This is a genomic window from Paraburkholderia aromaticivorans, assembly GCF_002278075.1.
Taxonomy (GTDB): Bacteria; Pseudomonadota; Gammaproteobacteria; order Burkholderiales; family Burkholderiaceae; genus Paraburkholderia; species Paraburkholderia aromaticivorans.
On the sequence record NZ_CP022992.1, the window covers coordinates 289,320 to 304,504 of the forward strand.

21 protein-coding genes are annotated in these 15,185 nt (G+C 60.4%); 18 read left to right on the forward strand and 3 right to left on the reverse strand.

The features are described 5' to 3' along the window. The first annotated feature begins 6 nt into the window (after nucleotides 1-6). The 4 genes from CJU94_RS37600 to CJU94_RS37615 all read left to right on the forward strand — a co-directional run bounded on the left by CJU94_RS37600 (nucleotide 7) and on the right by CJU94_RS37615 (nucleotide 2,897). Nucleotides 7-489 (forward strand): hypothetical protein, encoded by a 483-nt coding sequence (locus tag CJU94_RS37600; RefSeq protein WP_244221170.1) that lies wholly within the window; start codon nucleotides 7-9, stop codon nucleotides 487-489. A gap of 253 nt (nucleotides 490-742) precedes the next feature. Beyond that, nucleotides 743-1,255: a hypothetical protein gene (locus tag CJU94_RS37605; RefSeq protein WP_095423650.1), complete on the forward strand. Its 513-nt coding sequence runs from the start codon at nucleotides 743-745 to the stop codon at nucleotides 1,253-1,255. 71 nt (nucleotides 1,256-1,326) lie between these two features. Then, nucleotides 1,327-1,608: a hypothetical protein gene (locus tag CJU94_RS37610; protein WP_095423651.1), complete on the forward strand. Its 282-nt coding sequence runs from the start codon at nucleotides 1,327-1,329 to the stop codon at nucleotides 1,606-1,608. Nucleotides 1,609-1,688: 80 nt separating this feature from the next. Continuing rightward, nucleotides 1,689-2,897, forward strand: a complete 1,209-nt coding sequence (locus tag CJU94_RS37615; RefSeq protein ID WP_095423652.1) for a nuclease-related domain-containing protein — start codon at nucleotides 1,689-1,691, stop codon at nucleotides 2,895-2,897. A gap of 222 nt (nucleotides 2,898-3,119) precedes the next feature. On the opposite strand, the gene CJU94_RS37620 is transcribed toward CJU94_RS37615, so the two are convergent. Further along, a complete protein-coding gene (locus tag CJU94_RS37620) occupies nucleotides 3,120-3,527 on the reverse strand; it encodes a hypothetical protein (RefSeq protein ID WP_095423653.1) in 408 nt (135 codons plus the stop codon). A 617-nt stretch (nucleotides 3,528-4,144) separates the two neighbouring features. Between CJU94_RS37620 and CJU94_RS37625 the strand changes: the two genes are divergently transcribed. From CJU94_RS37625 to CJU94_RS37670, 10 genes are all read left to right on the forward strand, one after another. Beyond that, entirely contained in the window at nucleotides 4,145-4,414 is a 270-nt protein-coding gene (locus tag CJU94_RS37625) for a hypothetical protein (RefSeq protein ID WP_095423654.1), read from the forward strand. 35 nt (nucleotides 4,415-4,449) lie between these two features. Continuing rightward, the gene (locus CJU94_RS37630) at nucleotides 4,450-4,650 is read left to right on the forward strand and encodes a hypothetical protein (protein WP_095423655.1); all 201 of its coding nucleotides are present in this window, start codon (nucleotides 4,450-4,452) and stop codon (nucleotides 4,648-4,650) included. Between the two features lie 82 nt (nucleotides 4,651-4,732). Next, entirely contained in the window at nucleotides 4,733-5,260 is a 528-nt protein-coding gene (locus CJU94_RS37635) for a hypothetical protein (protein ID WP_095423656.1), read from the forward strand. 39 nt (nucleotides 5,261-5,299) lie between these two features. Next, on the forward strand, nucleotides 5,300-5,737 hold the full coding sequence (locus tag CJU94_RS37640) for a hypothetical protein (RefSeq protein WP_095423657.1): 438 nt from the start codon (nucleotides 5,300-5,302) through the stop codon (nucleotides 5,735-5,737). 38 nt (nucleotides 5,738-5,775) lie between these two features. After that, complete coding sequence (locus tag CJU94_RS37645; RefSeq protein WP_095423658.1) at nucleotides 5,776-6,378, forward strand: hypothetical protein; 603 nt, start codon at nucleotides 5,776-5,778, stop codon at nucleotides 6,376-6,378. A 71-nt stretch (nucleotides 6,379-6,449) separates the two neighbouring features. After that, on the forward strand, nucleotides 6,450-6,968 hold the full coding sequence (locus tag CJU94_RS37650; protein ID WP_157763892.1) for a hypothetical protein: 519 nt from the start codon (nucleotides 6,450-6,452) through the stop codon (nucleotides 6,966-6,968). A 37-nt stretch (nucleotides 6,969-7,005) separates the two neighbouring features. Continuing rightward, complete coding sequence (locus tag CJU94_RS37655; protein WP_157763893.1) at nucleotides 7,006-7,428, forward strand: hypothetical protein; 423 nt, start codon at nucleotides 7,006-7,008, stop codon at nucleotides 7,426-7,428. Nucleotides 7,429-7,498: 70 nt separating this feature from the next. Then, on the forward strand, nucleotides 7,499-7,981 hold the full coding sequence (locus CJU94_RS37660) for a hypothetical protein (RefSeq protein WP_095423661.1): 483 nt from the start codon (nucleotides 7,499-7,501) through the stop codon (nucleotides 7,979-7,981). Then, nucleotides 7,978-8,328 (forward strand): hypothetical protein, encoded by a 351-nt coding sequence (locus CJU94_RS37665; RefSeq protein WP_095423662.1) that lies wholly within the window; start codon nucleotides 7,978-7,980, stop codon nucleotides 8,326-8,328. Before CJU94_RS37660 ends, CJU94_RS37665 begins: the two co-directional genes overlap by 4 nt. Before the next feature lie 26 nt (nucleotides 8,329-8,354). Next, the gene (locus CJU94_RS37670; RefSeq protein ID WP_095423663.1) at nucleotides 8,355-8,720 is read left to right on the forward strand and encodes a hypothetical protein; all 366 of its coding nucleotides are present in this window, start codon (nucleotides 8,355-8,357) and stop codon (nucleotides 8,718-8,720) included. A gap of 270 nt (nucleotides 8,721-8,990) precedes the next feature. Here CJU94_RS37670 and CJU94_RS37675 read toward each other — a convergent pair. After that, a protein-coding gene (locus CJU94_RS37675) for an IS5-like element ISRme6 family transposase (RefSeq protein WP_095422244.1) occupies nucleotides 8,991-9,808 on the reverse strand; the annotation gives its coding sequence in 2 pieces (ribosomal slippage) (nucleotides 8,991-9,460 and nucleotides 9,460-9,808; 819 coding nt in all). Nucleotides 9,809-9,951: 143 nt separating this feature from the next. On the opposite strand from CJU94_RS37675, the gene CJU94_RS37680 reads away from it, so the two are divergent. The 3 genes from CJU94_RS37680 to CJU94_RS37690 all read left to right on the forward strand — a co-directional run bounded on the left by CJU94_RS37680 (nucleotide 9,952) and on the right by CJU94_RS37690 (nucleotide 12,070). Next, on the forward strand, nucleotides 9,952-10,779 hold the full coding sequence (locus CJU94_RS37680) for a hypothetical protein (RefSeq protein WP_095423664.1): 828 nt from the start codon (nucleotides 9,952-9,954) through the stop codon (nucleotides 10,777-10,779). Nucleotides 10,780-10,950: 171 nt separating this feature from the next. Further along, nucleotides 10,951-11,205, forward strand: a complete 255-nt coding sequence (locus CJU94_RS37685; RefSeq protein WP_157763894.1) for a hypothetical protein — start codon at nucleotides 10,951-10,953, stop codon at nucleotides 11,203-11,205. A 490-nt stretch (nucleotides 11,206-11,695) separates the two neighbouring features. Further along, on the forward strand, nucleotides 11,696-12,070 hold the full coding sequence (locus CJU94_RS37690; RefSeq protein ID WP_095423666.1) for a VirB8 family type IV secretion system protein: 375 nt from the start codon (nucleotides 11,696-11,698) through the stop codon (nucleotides 12,068-12,070). Between the two features lie 493 nt (nucleotides 12,071-12,563). Here the strand turns inward: CJU94_RS37690 and CJU94_RS37695 are convergent, their stop codons facing one another. Beyond that, entirely contained in the window at nucleotides 12,564-14,060 is a 1,497-nt protein-coding gene (locus CJU94_RS37695; RefSeq protein WP_095423667.1) for a hypothetical protein, read from the reverse strand. Between the two features lie 682 nt (nucleotides 14,061-14,742). On the opposite strand from CJU94_RS37695, the gene CJU94_RS37705 reads away from it, so the two are divergent. Further along, on the forward strand, nucleotides 14,743-14,943 hold the full coding sequence (locus CJU94_RS37705) for a hypothetical protein (protein WP_095423669.1): 201 nt from the start codon (nucleotides 14,743-14,745) through the stop codon (nucleotides 14,941-14,943). The last annotated feature ends 242 nt before the right edge of the window (nucleotides 14,944-15,185 follow it).

The window sequence follows — 15,185 nt, forward strand, 5'->3', positions numbered from 1 at the left end:
GCCAAGATGCGTGAAATGACCATGGCCGACGCGATGCGCCTAGCCATCAATTTGCTTCGGGATTCTGCGGAATCCCGAAAGATGCCATCCGGAGAACCGCTTGGCGACGATGCAACTGCGGTTCATGCAGCTGCCGCGGACGAATTGAGTGCGTTGTTGTCGCCTCGGCCAGGGGAGCGCGACGCCGCTTTTCCCGTCGAGTTGGACCCATCGTTCATTCGAGTGAGTATGGACATGTGGCGCAAGGCGACGGACATGCAGATCCCATTGCACGATGCGTTCAAGATTCATTTCATGGAGCGGCGTAAATCGCTCCTTGAAGGTTTCGAGAAGACGGGAAAAGCATGGCTCGCCATGTTGCGGGCCATGAAACCCACATCAAATGCGAGTGAGCTCGTGGCTCTACGCGCCGACATCGAGGAGTTCGTGAGGTGGGCTGAGGACGGCCTCGAAACGCTAGCGCGTCTCGGAAGCGGTCACGACGCCTGACCACCCGTTCGGTTGGCTACTAGAAGGTCGTCCAGTTCGGAATCTGACCGGAAAGACGCCCGCATGGGCACTCTTTCGAGATTCCGGACAGGAAGCGTTCTCCCTACAATCGCTTGCACTGGCCGCAAGAGAGTGATCTAGGCGCGGGGTTCGCAGGCTGTCTTGGCGCAGTGCTGTCTGCGCGGCACCGATTGGCCGCTTCCTGACCGGATATGACAAACGCGCATTACGGTCTAAACGCCAAGGAACACACATGATGGTAGCGAGCGGGATGGACACTCAGAGCTTCATCCCTGGTGACCGGGTCTTTCTGGTGATTGCCGAGCCAGCGACCGGCAGCGCGTCGGTCTGGGTCGGCGCGACCCACGAAGAGGTGATGAGCGCATTGAAAGCGGTCGGCAAATCGGTGTTGCGGATCATCAACCTGACGGAACTGGAGAGCTGGATGGAGAAGGCGGTCGCGACCATTCTCAATCACAAGGCTCAGGCCCTACCGGCAGGCACCGCGAGCAGCATGAATGATCTCATTCGTGACGGCATGGATGGCTATTTCGTAGCGTTCGGCGAGCACGTCAAGGGTGCTGTCGATGCCGCGCTCGGCAAGGCCACGAGTGAAGCGGATCGTGGCCGAGTAGTTGGGAAGATGCTGGCTGCCGGCCGCACGGTGACTCTGGCCGTGCCGTTCGACCTATTGAACGTCACGATGCAAAGAATGTTGGCGGTGCAATCGGGCCAAGCAGATCCCGATCGAGTTATCTGCCACTAACCGAACGGAAAACACTTGGCGCGCAAGTGCCCCTCAGGTCGGCCGGTAGCCGAAGATACGAGTGATCTGGAATGACAACAGTTTCCCTGATCGAAGAAATCCGGAACTACGCGGAAGGCCGAAAGAGTGACGTTGCTCGCGGCGCCGAGACGCCCGCGTTGGCTGCGCTCATGGTCGAGAAGTACGGCGAGGGCCTTGCGAAGGCGGTACATCTGATGGGCGCAGACAATGGCGACGTGATGCGCGAGCTCGACCGCTTGGTACGCGAGATTGACCCGCAATATCCAAAGCATCGGCAATACCGCTTTGAAGCGCGTCCTGCCGGCCTTGCGATCAACGACGAAGTCTACTGAGAGCCGATCCATCGGCTGACGGGCCAGCGGCATAACGAGGGAACAATCCTCCCCACAACAAATCCACCAGCACCCCCACTATGCTAATCAAGTCTGCTGATGACAAAGAGGCTTTGATCAGAACGCTCGAAGCAATCAAGAGGGTTCCTGGCCTGTCGGCCCACAAACGAATGTTGGTGGAGCAGGAGCTTCGAACGACGATAGCGGGGGTGAGAGGCGAAGCCGACACTGCCTATGAAATCGAGTTCTATTTGGGAGAGAGCCAGAACACGATGATCCTTCATGATCTGCGCTTCGAACTGGAAGATGGCCGTTCAGTGCAGATTGATCATCTGCTGATCCACCGTACCGGGAAGATCTGGGTTCTGGAAAGCAAGCGTGTTGCGAAGGGGATCAAGATCACCGAGGACGGCGAGTTTCTTCGCTGGAATGGCCGGACTTACGATGGGATGGCGTCGCCCCTCGAGCAAAATAGGCGACACGTCGAGGTGTTGCGTGCAGTGCTTCGTCATGTGAAGTCTTCGTTCGAAATCAGGAGCATTCACTCGTACGTGGTCGTGTCATCCAAGGCTCGGATCGATCGCCCGCGGAAAGGAAAGTTTGACACCGCGCTCATCGTCAAGGCCGATCTCCTTTTGCAGAACTTTGACAAGGACCTCGACAAGTTAGGCTTCTTCGACGTGGTCGGCGCGATCTTCGCCAGTGGCGGGCACAAGGACCTGGCACAGGAGCTAGTTACGCTTCACCGTCCGATCGAGTTCGATTATGCGGCCCGCTTCGATGTACCCCGCGAGGCTATCGAGCGTCAGCTCAATCCCACTCCTGCGACGATTGTTTCGCCTGCCGCGACAGACAAACAGGCCGAGTCCGCTGCGGCGCCGAAAGTCGCTGCTGCACCTAAATCCTCCCCCGATTCGATGTCGTGGCCCGACGGCTACGGTCCCGACATCCCTGCGGACAAATGGGTACCACCGAGCGTGCGTGGCACCTTCGCGGGGCAGTCTTCTCCCGCAGAATCCGTCATGACCGCGCAACGTGCCAGCAGCGAGGCAGGTCCACAATCGAGTGGCGATCATCGGTGTCGACACTGTCGGTCCACTGCACTTATGGTGACGTACGGCCAGTACGGATACTACTTCAAGTGCCAGGACTGCGAAGGGAACACCCCGATCAAGGTCAGTTGCGGACATGATGGGCATAAAGAGCGCATTCGGAAAGAAGGTGAGAAGTTTTACCGAGAATGCGCAGCTTGCGATACGAGTCGCCTGTTTTACGTCAATGGCCGATGATGGCCATGCTTCATGGTGGGGAACCAAAGAAGTCACACACGCCGAGGCGTGGTTGCCGGAACCAGCGGGGCGCCGGTGTACCGGGTAGTCGACGGGAACTGAGACTCCGATAGTTTCAGTATCTCGCCGCGCGAATCACTCGAGGCGATCGCGGATAGCCTGAGCCGATCAAAGCAAACGGACCGCTGCGTGCTACCGCGAGGAGTGCCAGTCTATGGGCGCTTATTGCGGCCGTGTAGCGGGCTGCACCAGCGCGTAGTCCTTGAAGTCGTGCGGGCCGAGAGAGGATCGGAAAACGGTCTTGTTGCCGTCCTGGATGGGCGAGGCAAGTTCCTTCTCTGCCGAGTAGGCGTTGGCCCAGTCGACATAGATGCTCCCGTTGTTGCTCACGGTTCGGATGACACCGTGGACCTTCGGATCGTGAACATTGAAGATCTCGCGGCCGCGCATCGTTTCGACGTACCACGGAAGCTGATCGAGATGGATGTTCCCGGCGTCTCGGGACGCCTTGATGGTCTTCGCCCGTGCGGCGTCGAATACTGCGCTATCGAAGGGAGTATTCGGGGCGGCCGGCGGCGTGCTCACGTGCGGCTGATCGGGCAGGACGGTTTCGTATGCGACGTCGGTCATGGGCTGGCGCTCCGGTGAGGAGAGGCCAGAGTGCCATGCCAGCGCGCCATTGCAAGACGGTACGTGGTGGACCACGTTTGGCTTTCGGCGGTACATCTTCTTCCCACGGTTGGCGTGGCGAAAGATGAGGCACGCACCCATTTACCGGCCTCGTTGCCCTGCAATACGTCGCCGGGTTTCGAGATCCACCGACAGCCACTTCGACGGGAATCGGAGGTGATTTCGAGCGTCGTCATTCCCGTTTCCGCAACAGGCCGACCGTCGATCAGTTTGCGTGTCACAGCATCGATCACGACTACGGCCGTTGGTGCGACCGGGCGAATTGCCACCTCGGCCTCGGCAATCCATTGCTGGCGTTGCCCGCGCGATCGCGCTCGCCGCCTGACACGCAGGCCGATTCTTCCGAGCCTCGATCGCGATCTTGCCGGTCTTATCCGGCGATATCGTATGGCACCGTGCGCATGGCGCGGAACGCCGAGACCTGGCTGTGCTTGACGCGGCCCAAGGACGATTGGGCGCAAATCCCACGGAAAGACATACCTGATAGGTCACGATTCAAGATTCCTGACAAGAATCGATCTCCCTAGAATGTTCGGCTACAAGGCAGAGAAGGGTCTATGGCCAGCCTGCCGCGTCGTTTGCGCGCTCGTGCGCCGACGTGTTCAGCCGTGGGGCGCATCATGCCGGAAATTTCCCGTCAGGAATTGAGGCGGGCGTGGGGCGGGATCATCCAGCCGATTGAGCCTGCCTACATCTATGAGCAGGCCAACCAGCTGGCGATGGAAGCATTCGAAGCGGCGATCGAGGAACTGACCGCCGCGCTCGAGGAACTTCCGGCGGGAGTCTGTGCGCAATTCGACGTGGCTGAGGCGGAAGGGGAGGTCTGACCTTCTGGCTGGCCCGCGAGCGCAAGCCGAAGCTGATGTGGGCGTTTGGCCCGCGTGAGGCGGTTTTCGAGGATGCGATCGATCCGGGGCATTTCGAGGGGATCAGCATGCACGACGCAAAGGTCGCCACGCACCTGATCCGTGTCTGGCTCGAATCTGCCGACCGAAAGATCGCTTCCTACCCGGTCGCGACGCTGAGCGATACGCGCGAGCGACTGGCAACCGAACAGCAGTGATGCTGTATGGAGGCGCCAGCGAGTCCCTGCCTGATGTTATGAAGGGCTAGCGGGCGCAAGTTTGGATCTTTCGGAGAAGTCGATGACCCGTAACGAACGTATCAAGGAACTGCATCTCGAGCGCCGTAACCTCGCCGCGGCACTCACATGGCCGGAGAGCACCCCATTTCTGCTCAATCCGGATCCGGCTCAGCGAAAACGGCTTAAGGCTATTGGATGGATGATCGCCTTGCTTGTATTCGGCGTTCTCGCTCCGTTCAAGGGGCCGATCGACTCCTGGTCGAAGTCGTACGAAAACCGGCAAATGCGTCCCGCGATGGAGACCGCGATGCAGGCAGGCAACCGCGCTGCCGGCACGTGGCTCGCGCTGCACTTCCGCAAGGACTATCCGGGCCTGCTCCAGCAGGAAGTCGACGCAGGCGAGCCGACGGCGATGTTCCTGGTCGGCCGCCTGATGAGCGGATCCGACCATCCCGAGCGCGTGATCAAGATTGACCCGTCGATGTCGGCTTCCCAGGTGAAGGCGAAGGGCTTCGAGCTCATGCGTCGCGCAGCAGCGGCCGGCAATCAGGACGCGCTGAAGTACCTGATTCAGAACGGCGGCCTGTAAGCGGCCCCCCGAAACTCCATCCGAAGCGGAGACACGACCATGACCAAGAAGATCAACGAGCAGATCACAGACTCGGCGCGTGAAAACGTCTGGCGGTTCGAAGGGATTTTCCACCTTGGCGCGATCGTCCAGCACGACTCGCTGCCGCCCGCATTCCGCGATGCGATCGACGAAGAACTGGTCGAGATCGCGAAGGCCGTGGGCGTTCCCGGCAAGAAGGCGCTTCGGATGGAGACGGATGAATTCGTCGAATACGTGCTGGACAAGAACCTGACGGGGCTACTCCTCAATGTCGCCACGCCGGTGCGTGAGTACTTCGAAGGCGACGACAGCTGCAGCTACGGTTTCAGCTGGGGCTATTACGGAACGGAATGGTTGTACGGCGAGGATCTGGCCGCGCTGCTGCCGAAGATCGAAGCATGGGTCAGGGAGCGGAGCGACGAGGACCGTCGCAAGTCGGCCCGCAAGGCGGCGTAGCCGGCCTTGTGCCACCAATCACAAGAAAGAGAAATCACATGCACAACTTCTGGACCATCCTGATCCAAGGGCCGCACCTGCTGGCGTTGGATGTCCCTGTCGTCATCATGATGATGCTTGGGCCGTTTCTCGCATACGCACTGCTGCTCAAGCGGGCTCCGTCGATGTCCTCGGCAACGAAGCGACGCGCCGGCATCGCTTACCTCGCATCCGTTGCGCTGTTTCTCGGCGTGTATGTGGATTGCAACGCGACGGTCGCGGTTCCGCGCATCACGGTACCGACCGTATTCCGGGAACTCCAGACGCTCACGGACTACCAGGTCGTGTGCCGCTGGAACGTTGACCAGAGCGATCATATGGCGTGGTCCGTCGCTCACGATCGCCTGCTCGCCGACGACGTGAAATGGCGCACCTCATATCTGGACATGACGCCGCATGCGCGGACGGGCAAGGACGTTCCGTGTAAAGAGACGCCGGTGCCGATCAGGATCGACCAGGTCCAGACGGATCTGCATGCGGTCAACGTGTGGATGATCATCGGAAAGATCATCTGGCTGCTGGGATGCGCAGGCATCGGCTGGAGCCTGTTCACTGGGCTGGTGAGCGAGACCCGCCTGTCCGAGCGCAAGCCGTCAGCTTAATCGGCGATCCTCAGAGCCATTCATTCAACCCATCCGATCAGGAAATCAAATCCATGAAGAGGAGTCTCATCTTGGCGCTGCTGGCGGTGGTGGGCGTTGCGAATGCCGAACCGGTCAAGCGCATGGCTGGCCAGCCGATCCCGCAGATTTTCGCGATCGCCGGCGCCGACGAGCTGCGTCCGAACGCGGTCACGAGCCCCGACGGCAGCATCCATCTCGTCTTCGGTCACGGCCCCATCCTTCCGCGCCCGCAGGTGCTGCTCCAGGACGAGGATGGCAAGAATCGCCTGGCGCTCTTCCAGGAAGTGGCACAGAAGGACCACATGGAGTATGTCCTGTACCGCACGCCCGCTGATGCGCCGATCGTCATCATCCTGAAGGAAGGTCAGCGCCAAGCCGTCATCGTAACCGGCCCGAAGGCTTCGGACGTGACTGCCACCGCCGGCGTGGCCGGCGCGGCAATTGCCGTCAGCGCGCCCGTGGCCAAGGTCGTCGGCGCGAACCGCGCCGTGGCCGGTACCGAGCGGCAAAGGTGCTCGATCGACGGCGTGAAGATAGAAGGCTCCGCCCGCATTACCTGCGCTGAGTGACCGTCCGACACTCGTCCTCGCTAGCGGAGCAATGACCATGAACCACGTCATGCACAACTTCAGCCCACGCGTTATTGCGCGGCGCGTCGCGCTCGGCCGGTGGGACTACTCGACCGAGCACATCCTCGGGTTGCAGTTCACGATCAATTTCCTGGGGAAAGGGTTCGGACTCAAGGAGGCGCCTGCAAGCTTCCTGAGTCTGCGCCGCTGGCTGCTGACACGCGAGACCCCGCAGCACTTCAGCCAGATCGTCGAGATCTCGACCGGCAAGGACGGGCTCGTTGCGACCGGCTATGCCATGTATCCAGGCGGCTGGCTCTGCCAAGTGTACGAGAAGGATCTTCATGTCCCGGACGAAGACACCGAGGACACGAGGTTGAGCGGCGACAACAATGCGCGGCTCCTGCTCGACCAGATGAAAGAGCACCTCGAAACCGTGGCGACCAGCCGCAATCGATAAACCACGAACGGCGTGGCCACGGTGACTCACGACAAGCCATGACTGGCGGCACGATCTGATGGAGGTTCCGATGTTGAATGCAGAAGCAAGCAATGGAATGGAAACGAACGGCCTGCCCGCTGGTGCGCATCTCATGCCGTCATGGGGGCTCACGCGGACCGGGGTGATCCGTTCCGACGTTGACGCCCAGAAGATGGCGCTGCGCGACTTCGGCGCAAAACCGGGCGATTCAGCCGAATTTGATTTCGGCGCGGGGTTTTCGCGTGGCGTCCAGTTCGGTCGCGCGACGGCCAGCGCCGACGTGCCTGCGTTCGCCTGGACGAAGGAACCGCCGAAAGAGCAGGGCCTGTACTGGCATTGGACCGGCGACCTCGACGCCCGGCCGGTGCCGCTGTCCGTGCTCTGGTCCGGAAGCACCAAGAAGTGCTTCGTCAGCATCGGCCAATACGGCATCACTACCGCGATCGACTGCGATGCCTACGGCGGTTACTGGCAACCGGTCATCGAACCGAAGATGGACGTGTCGATCGGCTACTACGGGAGCGACGCATGAATCGGAGCGCGGAGCAATCCATTCCGGAACAGAGTCTCGACGAACTCGTTGCCGAGCGCAACCGGCTCAACATGGCAATCCGTGCAAAGCTGACCGATCCATGCACAGACCTGACCGCTGAACAGTTGAATCGCCTGTTCGAGCACCCGGGCATGCCGACGGTTCTTGCCTGCTTCTATCGTGGGCGCAGCTTCAACAAGGACGATGGGACCGGGTACACGACGATCTTCGCGGCCGACGGCAGCGAGGTCACTTCCATCGGCGCAGACGTGGCGGAGGTCGACGAGGCTTATTACTCACTGATCGGCCTCGAAAACCTGGCCGAACACGACGTGTTCGCCGTCTGAAGCAATTTTCCATCAGGAGGTCGGGCATGTTACGAGAAGTAGCAATGTGGGGACTGCTGGAGGCTATCGTCACGTTCGGTTTTGCCACGTACATGGGGCATTCCGCAAAATCCGCACTGGAAATTACTGGTGCTTTACTCATCGGCCCGCTGGTGCTCTTCCTCCTGATTGGAATCTTGGCGAGGCCGGTTGTTACCTTCATGGCGATTCGCGCCGAGCGGCGCCGCATCTCTATTGAAGCGCGGTATCCGCGCACGCGCGTCACGGCGCTGTCCAGCGGCAATTGGCTGGTCACGGACCTCGACACCGGAAAGACCCGGTGTGAACTCGAACGAGACGGCGTGACAATCGCCGACCGAAAACCCCGCCAAGCTGTGGCGGCGCGGTCGTAAGACAAGGATCGGATAATCGCTGGGACTTGAACCGGAAGGCTCGTTCGGTAGAGTGGTGGCAAAACGGGGCAATCCCGCCGCCCCGCAAGGAATCCCATGTCGAACAGTAACATCGTGACGCTGCTCGCCGAGGCGCGCAGCGCGTTGTACGCAATCGCCAAGACTTACGACGATCACGAGCTGCGCGCCCGCGCGCTCGAAGTCTACGAGAGCACCACGCCGGAGACGATCCACGAAGATGCAGGCCGCGTGGCGAGCTTAGAGGCCAGTTCAAAAAGGCTGCTCCGTACGCCTGAAGATGTTCCAGCAGACGAGGGCGCAGCCGAATTTCAAGAATGCTTCGTGAATGTCAGCTCGACGATCGAAGCGTATGCGAAGACGACGGAAGTTGTGGAGCCACGAGTGAGTCCGTTCAACGACCCAACGGAATTTGCCCAGACCACTGCCATGTTCAGTGCGGCGCCTGGCGATCACCGGTTTGATGCCGCGTTCGCGCAATCGTTGACGATGCGGATCGGAATCGTAACCACGATCGGCATAGATGACTTTGGGTCTCTGAAGTGGTCGGCCGCGCGTGCCGCGGATCGGGGGAATCGCGTCGACGAGCGGCAGCAACTGGGTGACGTCGTTGCGGTTCGCGCCGGTCAGGATGGCGCTGATGGGAACGCCATTGGCGTCTACGAGGATGTGGTGCTTGGAACCGGGTCGCGAGCGATCCGTGGGGTTCGGGCCAGTTTTTCGCCCGCCCCAACGGCTCGTACCGACGAGGAATCGACGGCAGCGTATGAAAGATCGATCTGCCCGGCCTCGCGCAACTTGTCGAGCAGCAGTTCGTGTAGTCGATCCCATACTCCTGCTTTGCGCCAGTCGTTCAGTCGTCGCCAGCAGGTCGCGCCGGAGCCAAAGCCCAATACGGTCGGCAGGTAGTTCCATCGCAGACCGGTTTTCAACACGAACAGAATGCCATTCAACGCCGCCCGATCCGATACGCGCGGGCGACCAGGATGCTCTTTGCGCCGGGGCTTGGGCGGCGGCAGTAACGGTTCGATCAGTGTCCACAATTCGTCATCAATGATCGGCGCTTCCATCCCTTGGGTTCCATTGTTCAGGCATCCAAGGTTAACAGCTTGCCGAGAAAGTAAACAGCCCCCTCAGGGGTTTTTGAACTGGCCTCTTAGGATGGTATCGCCTGACGGATAGCCTCCCGGACCCCGACAGGTATCCCCGCGTATTGATCTATACCGAGGGCGTGGACTTCAACGGTGAGCAGTTTTTCGATGTGAAAGCGGACTCGCTCAACGAGAACTCCTACGAATCGCCAGACGACCAGCCGGAAATCTGCCGGGCGGCGACGCACTGGATGCCGCGTCCGTTCGTCGACCCTAATGCGCAGATGGCAGCACAGGCAGGCCAGTGGGTGCATTGTTCCCCGGCTCTGCTCAAGGCGGGCGTGAGCTGCGCTCACACACCGCGGCGTCCGTGCCAATGCCGGCCCGAAAACGGCGGGCACGATCACTTCATTGCGTTCAACGTCACCGAAGCCTCGCGGGCTACTGCCCAAACTGAGTTAATGCGAGATCGTTCAATGGACAAATACCGCTTCTTCTATCGCATCGACGGGCTGGATCTGGTGCCGGGCAACAAGACGGCCGGATTCTGCTTTTCCGTCTTGACCCAGGCATTGGCCGATCTGATTCAGATTCAGGTCCCGTCCATCGAGATCGAGCGCCTGATGTCGGACGTCCACCAGCGAATCGCGAGGGTAGGCGGTTCCGTGTATGAAGCGGGACAGCAGGCCCAGATCCTGTTCGTCGAGGGAACGGCATGCCCGAGGGCCTTCATTGCGGATCCCCTGTTTGGCGGGAGTCTGGGCGCCGATCCTGAGACATTCGGCCGGCTGCACAGACCCGATCGGCTCGACTGGATCGGTCCCGAGGTGGAATACACTCCCCACAACTGCGATACGCCGGATCAGGCCATTATTTTGGTCGTGCTGGTGCAGGCCTGGGCCGAGTACGCGCGGGCCAAGCTGCGAGACAGATCGCGGCAGCTTGAATAAGTGCGTCCTCTGGGTATAGTGGGTTAAGAATCGGGCAGTCGCGGCCGTTAACACCTAGGGCAAAACGATCACCCAAACCGATGCCTTTGCAACTACGCAGGCTGCGCCCACGAATTTCGACCCAGGATTCCAAGCAAAGCGGCGAGCGGTGGGGAAAAAACAGGGATAAACGTGAAGAAAATTGCACTTCATCGAATAAGCCTGATCGCCGGCTTAGCGATCGTGGCCGCCACGTCCGCGGTGAGCAGCGCAAGTGTCGCCTTTTACAAAGGGTATCAGCGCGGCAGCGACGACGGGAAACTGGAAGCTGCCCGTAATTCGGCCTCGGCTTTGACACGCATAATGACGAGCGGAATCAATGTGCGCCAGTTGGACGGCACCGACAAGCGCTACATCTTGACGCCGGTTGAAGCGCAACCGCGTTGAGCGGGTGCAAGACACGATTTTGAGGTTGATTTAGAACGGGTCGGTGAACGACATGGCGAGAACAATTTGGAACAGGCTGAAGGGACTGCTTCTGATGGCATTTTGTGCCGGCACTTTGGCATGGATGCTGGGATGGCTCGCGAAACCGCTTCCACCCGGTAGTCTCAAAGACGCGCCAATGACAGCCGCGTGGTTGGCTCCAGGCGTGATGGGCTTCCCGGCACTCGCGTCGCAATCATCGCTGGCATTGCTGGGCTGCTTTACATGACGGGCGTCTTCCCGTCGTTGAGGCGACTCAACATCGAAGTCGGTTCTCCGCCAGTGATGATGCCCATCAGGTTGTTCGTCATGGTCATTCCGCCGGTTACAGGGCCTTTGAAAAGCCCTTGCGTGCGACTAAATGGATGGGCCTGCCGCAAGCAAGGCCAAAGCAATTCGGCGCTCGAGCGCCCCGCACGAACGGCCGGTAGCCGGAACTTGGAAGGCCAAGATGAGGAAATTCGCGATCGCCTCCTTCGTTGCCGCTCTGCTCACGAGCCCGGCTTTCGCCGCGAACGTCGGGGGCGTAGTCGACCTGACTGCATACGACGCGGCACTTGCTCAAAATGAGCAAGCCGCTGTGCCGATTGAAAAGAGGCTGGTGAAGGAAGAAGTAGTGAAGCGCGAGCACGCCAAAGTTGATCGAGTCGATATTGTCTCGCCTGGCGTGGCAAGTGCCGTTTTTGCGGGTGGGATCGCAACTGTGAGGTTTGGCTTCAAGTCGCCCATGGACTGTCCCGTAAACGACGACCGCCAGTGTGAAAAGAAGTTTGAGGCCAATCCGCTCGGATTCGAAGTTTTGTCCTATAAGTCGCATCGCAATTGAGCACACCAGAAAACAGGATACGACGGCATGCGCACGCGCGTCTCTCATACACACCCGATCGGAAACGAGTCTTTGGCCACCGCACGTGTTGATGGCCTTACCGCGGCACGGCGGGCACGCCCGATCCAACATGTGCGGCCAGCAGCCACGCCTCGGCCGAACTGTCACGATGCCGTCGACGCGTGGGTGGCCACTCATACGGGCACTCAGGCCGTGCGCGGTTGGCTCGCACTCGAACTGGACGGCGCGTCGGTGCGCTTCGTTGCGCATTCAATCGTACGCAATGTTGACGGCATACTGTTGGACCCGACCTTCTCGGAGGGCGAGCCGGCTCTCCCGTTTGTGCCACATCCGCGTGCGACCGGAGGATTCTTCTCGCTGTTATGTCGGCCCGGAGCGCCCTATGAGCTGATGGTGTTCACCCGTAACGATGATGTCTTGCCTGACTAGATTCCTTGACTGAATTGATCTTGTAGTAGTCGAGTCAAGTTTTCTACGCGGCGATTTTGACCTGGTCGCACCAGGTGTTGATGGCCTGCTCGGCGGTGCGGAAGCTGTGCTGCAAAGACGCTGGCGAGGCCGCGGGCGCCTGAGGGCTGACCAATGCAAGGCCTGGGCGCAAGATGCGCGAGTACACGCGTGTGTAGAAGAGTGCCGTTTGCAGCCCCAGGTTGGTGAGCCGATAGCGGTGGGTCTTGGACACGCGCTCGATCAGGCCATGCAAGCGCAGGCGTCGCAGCTCGTAGCTCATGCGCCCCGGGCCGATTTCGCCGGGACGCAGGCCCGGCAGCACGGCGTAGGCTTGCCGCAGGTCCTGATTGGTAAAGCCGCGTGCGACGAACACGAACATCACCAGCGCATGCAGGAGCGCTTGGACGTTCGGCTCGGCAAAGCGCAGCGCCGGTGCACGCTGCCCGTCAACATGACACGGACGCTGCAGGTCCTGGAACGCATCCTCGCCCAATGCACAGTCGTGGCTGATCTGCTCGATCTCGAGCATGCGCCGGTTGGCGGCAAAGCCGATGCGGCGCAACTCGGGCAAGTTGTGCAGCAGCCGTCCCACGCCGAAGTCGCGGGTGTCGTTGATGGTGGTTTCGGTACGCAGCGCCTGGCCCTCCTTGTGGTACTGCTTGATGCGTGAACGCTTGTAGTCGACATGCAGCGAAGGGGTGACCCCTTCGGTAATCACCCGGGTCCGAAAGCGCCCCGGGGTGCGCCGGTTGACGCGGCGATCGAAGATCAGTTGCACCTGGCCCGGGCGTCCGATGTCCAGGTTCTCGCGGATGACCTGCTCGAAGAAGATGCGGCCCGTCACGGGTCGATCGAGCACCTGGGTCAGGGCGAACTCGGCCTGCAGGATCGACAGCGCGTAGCGGTAGCCGGCGGCTCGATCGTGGCGCTCGAACGGATGCGGTAGCCGCGCGAGCCACTTGCGGAGCAGCCGATCAATCTTGCGCTCATCTCCGTTGATGCACAGCCTGGCGTTGTAGGGAAAGTAGGAACAGAACTTCAGGAAGAACGGGCCGAAGTCGTCGTCCACGCAGTAGAAGTAGTAGTGGTTCACCATCGCGCTGCCCTCGACCACCCACGGATAGCTCATGCCGGTGCGTGCACAACGGCGTCGCTCGGTGCGCACCACGCGCGCCTTCTCCTGGGCGCGGCCCACATACAGAATTCCTTCGTCGGCGTCGAAGCGCTGCAGATACTGCTGGGTGAGGTCGTCCTTGCGCTGGTGCTTGCTGAAGCTCACCAGATCCACACTCTGCCGGGCCACAAACCTCTCGATGTTGGCCACGAAGGCCTCGGTCTTGGGCGCCACCGTCGCGGTCGAGGCGAAGCGCTGACCGAGATGACCGCGCAGGTACCACACCACGCCACCTATGCGCTGCAACTGCGGCACATAAACGTTCAGGTACATCCGGTGGATGCACTCGCTCTCGAACACGACGTGATCGCGCAGAACTTCGCACACACTCTGTGATAACGTCATGTCTGGCTCCGGTCGTCCACGGGGTCTTCGGACCCCATTGAGCTTCGAGCTCGTACATCTCTGGGCTTGTCCCAGCCGGCTCGACCGGAGCCACCTTACACCACCAGCGCTCCGCAGTCACCCGTACCACTCGTCGGTCTGAGGCGGAGCCTCGTTAGGACTATGGGAAACCAACTTGAGGTCGAGCGGAACCTCGCCGACCTGGAAACTGCACGTGCAAACCTGACGAATCTTCGCCGGATCGTTGACACTATTGCTCGCTATGTCGATAAATGCCGCGACCTGCATTTGACTGATCGGCTAGCCCTCGACTGAGGAAAACAACCGGCGCCAGCGGCGCCCCGTGTCCGGCCGGTAGCCGGCGCCATGGACAGGAACGCAATGTACAAAGAGATTACGCCGTCGAACGATTGGTTCTTCGTGCATGACGGTCACAGTGAAAATGCACCGCCCGTTCTCTGGCACGTGGCCGCGTGGGGACCTGACCGAAGAAGGGGAAGTGGTCGGCCTCATCGGTGCTTTCGGTCGGGAGGACGGGAGTAAAGGGAGGACACCTCGCCTGATCCAGGTACCGGCCGTCCCCGGAAGTTATCTGCACCTCCGTCAGTTGACGGCTGCGGAGCTCGAGTTGGCGACGAAGAGATCCCGGCAACAGTCCGACGCGTAAAGACGGGAAAGGGCTATGACACTGCGCTTTCAAGTATTCACTCAACGCGACGCGGCGAAGCCCAAGTTTTCCGCGCCCTGGTATTGGGTCGCATCCATGTATTCGACGTTCTTCTGCGGCCATGGCGACTATTGTCGAATCATGGACACCAAGCGCGGCGAGACGATGATGGAATGGGGCCGCGCGACGGGCACTAAAACACGTTACGACAGGTAGGAAAACATCGGCGCGATCGCGCCCCCCGCACGGTCGGCCGCCGTGAAAACGAACGAAGAGAATCATGAGCACTCCCGTAGTCACCATTTCCGTAGAAACGATCAGCGACTCCCTTACTAAACAAGGGAATCCTGCTCTCTTTGAAACGCACATCGTTGGACTGCTCAACGAGGGCTATACGGTCGGCATCAGCAATGAAGGTGCGCTGACGAAGGTTTTCACCGACGCCGCTGAATTCGCTG

What these genes read in the sequence shown, in the direction of transcription:
- CJU94_RS37600 (WP_244221170.1), top strand. Translation starts at nt 7, where the DNA reads ATGCGTGAAATGACCATGGCCGACGCGATGCGCCTAGCCATCAATTTG.
- CJU94_RS37605 (WP_095423650.1), top strand. Translation starts at nt 743, where the DNA reads ATGATGGTAGCGAGCGGGATGGACACTCAGAGCTTCATCCCTGGTGAC.
- CJU94_RS37610 (WP_095423651.1), top strand. Translation starts at nt 1,327, where the DNA reads ATGACAACAGTTTCCCTGATCGAAGAAATCCGGAACTACGCGGAAGGC.
- CJU94_RS37615 (WP_095423652.1), top strand. Translation starts at nt 1,689, where the DNA reads ATGCTAATCAAGTCTGCTGATGACAAAGAGGCTTTGATCAGAACGCTC.
- CJU94_RS37620 (WP_095423653.1), bottom strand. Translation starts at nt 3,527, where the DNA reads ATGACCGACGTCGCATACGAAACCGTCCTGCCCGATCAGCCGCACGTG.
- CJU94_RS37625 (WP_095423654.1), top strand. Translation starts at nt 4,145, where the DNA reads ATGGCCAGCCTGCCGCGTCGTTTGCGCGCTCGTGCGCCGACGTGTTCA.
- CJU94_RS37630 (WP_095423655.1), top strand. Translation starts at nt 4,450, where the DNA reads ATGTGGGCGTTTGGCCCGCGTGAGGCGGTTTTCGAGGATGCGATCGAT.
- CJU94_RS37635 (WP_095423656.1), top strand. Translation starts at nt 4,733, where the DNA reads ATGACCCGTAACGAACGTATCAAGGAACTGCATCTCGAGCGCCGTAAC.
- CJU94_RS37640 (WP_095423657.1), top strand. Translation starts at nt 5,300, where the DNA reads ATGACCAAGAAGATCAACGAGCAGATCACAGACTCGGCGCGTGAAAAC.
- CJU94_RS37645 (WP_095423658.1), top strand. Translation starts at nt 5,776, where the DNA reads ATGCACAACTTCTGGACCATCCTGATCCAAGGGCCGCACCTGCTGGCG.
- CJU94_RS37655 (WP_157763893.1), top strand. Translation starts at nt 7,006, where the DNA reads ATGAACCACGTCATGCACAACTTCAGCCCACGCGTTATTGCGCGGCGC.
- CJU94_RS37660 (WP_095423661.1), top strand. Translation starts at nt 7,499, where the DNA reads ATGTTGAATGCAGAAGCAAGCAATGGAATGGAAACGAACGGCCTGCCC.
- CJU94_RS37665 (WP_095423662.1), top strand. Translation starts at nt 7,978, where the DNA reads ATGAATCGGAGCGCGGAGCAATCCATTCCGGAACAGAGTCTCGACGAA.
- CJU94_RS37670 (WP_095423663.1), top strand. Translation starts at nt 8,355, where the DNA reads ATGTTACGAGAAGTAGCAATGTGGGGACTGCTGGAGGCTATCGTCACG.
- CJU94_RS37690 (WP_095423666.1), top strand. Translation starts at nt 11,696, where the DNA reads ATGAGGAAATTCGCGATCGCCTCCTTCGTTGCCGCTCTGCTCACGAGC.
- CJU94_RS37695 (WP_095423667.1), bottom strand. Translation starts at nt 14,060, where the DNA reads ATGACGTTATCACAGAGTGTGTGCGAAGTTCTGCGCGATCACGTCGTG.
- CJU94_RS37705 (WP_095423669.1), top strand. Translation starts at nt 14,743, where the DNA reads ATGACACTGCGCTTTCAAGTATTCACTCAACGCGACGCGGCGAAGCCC.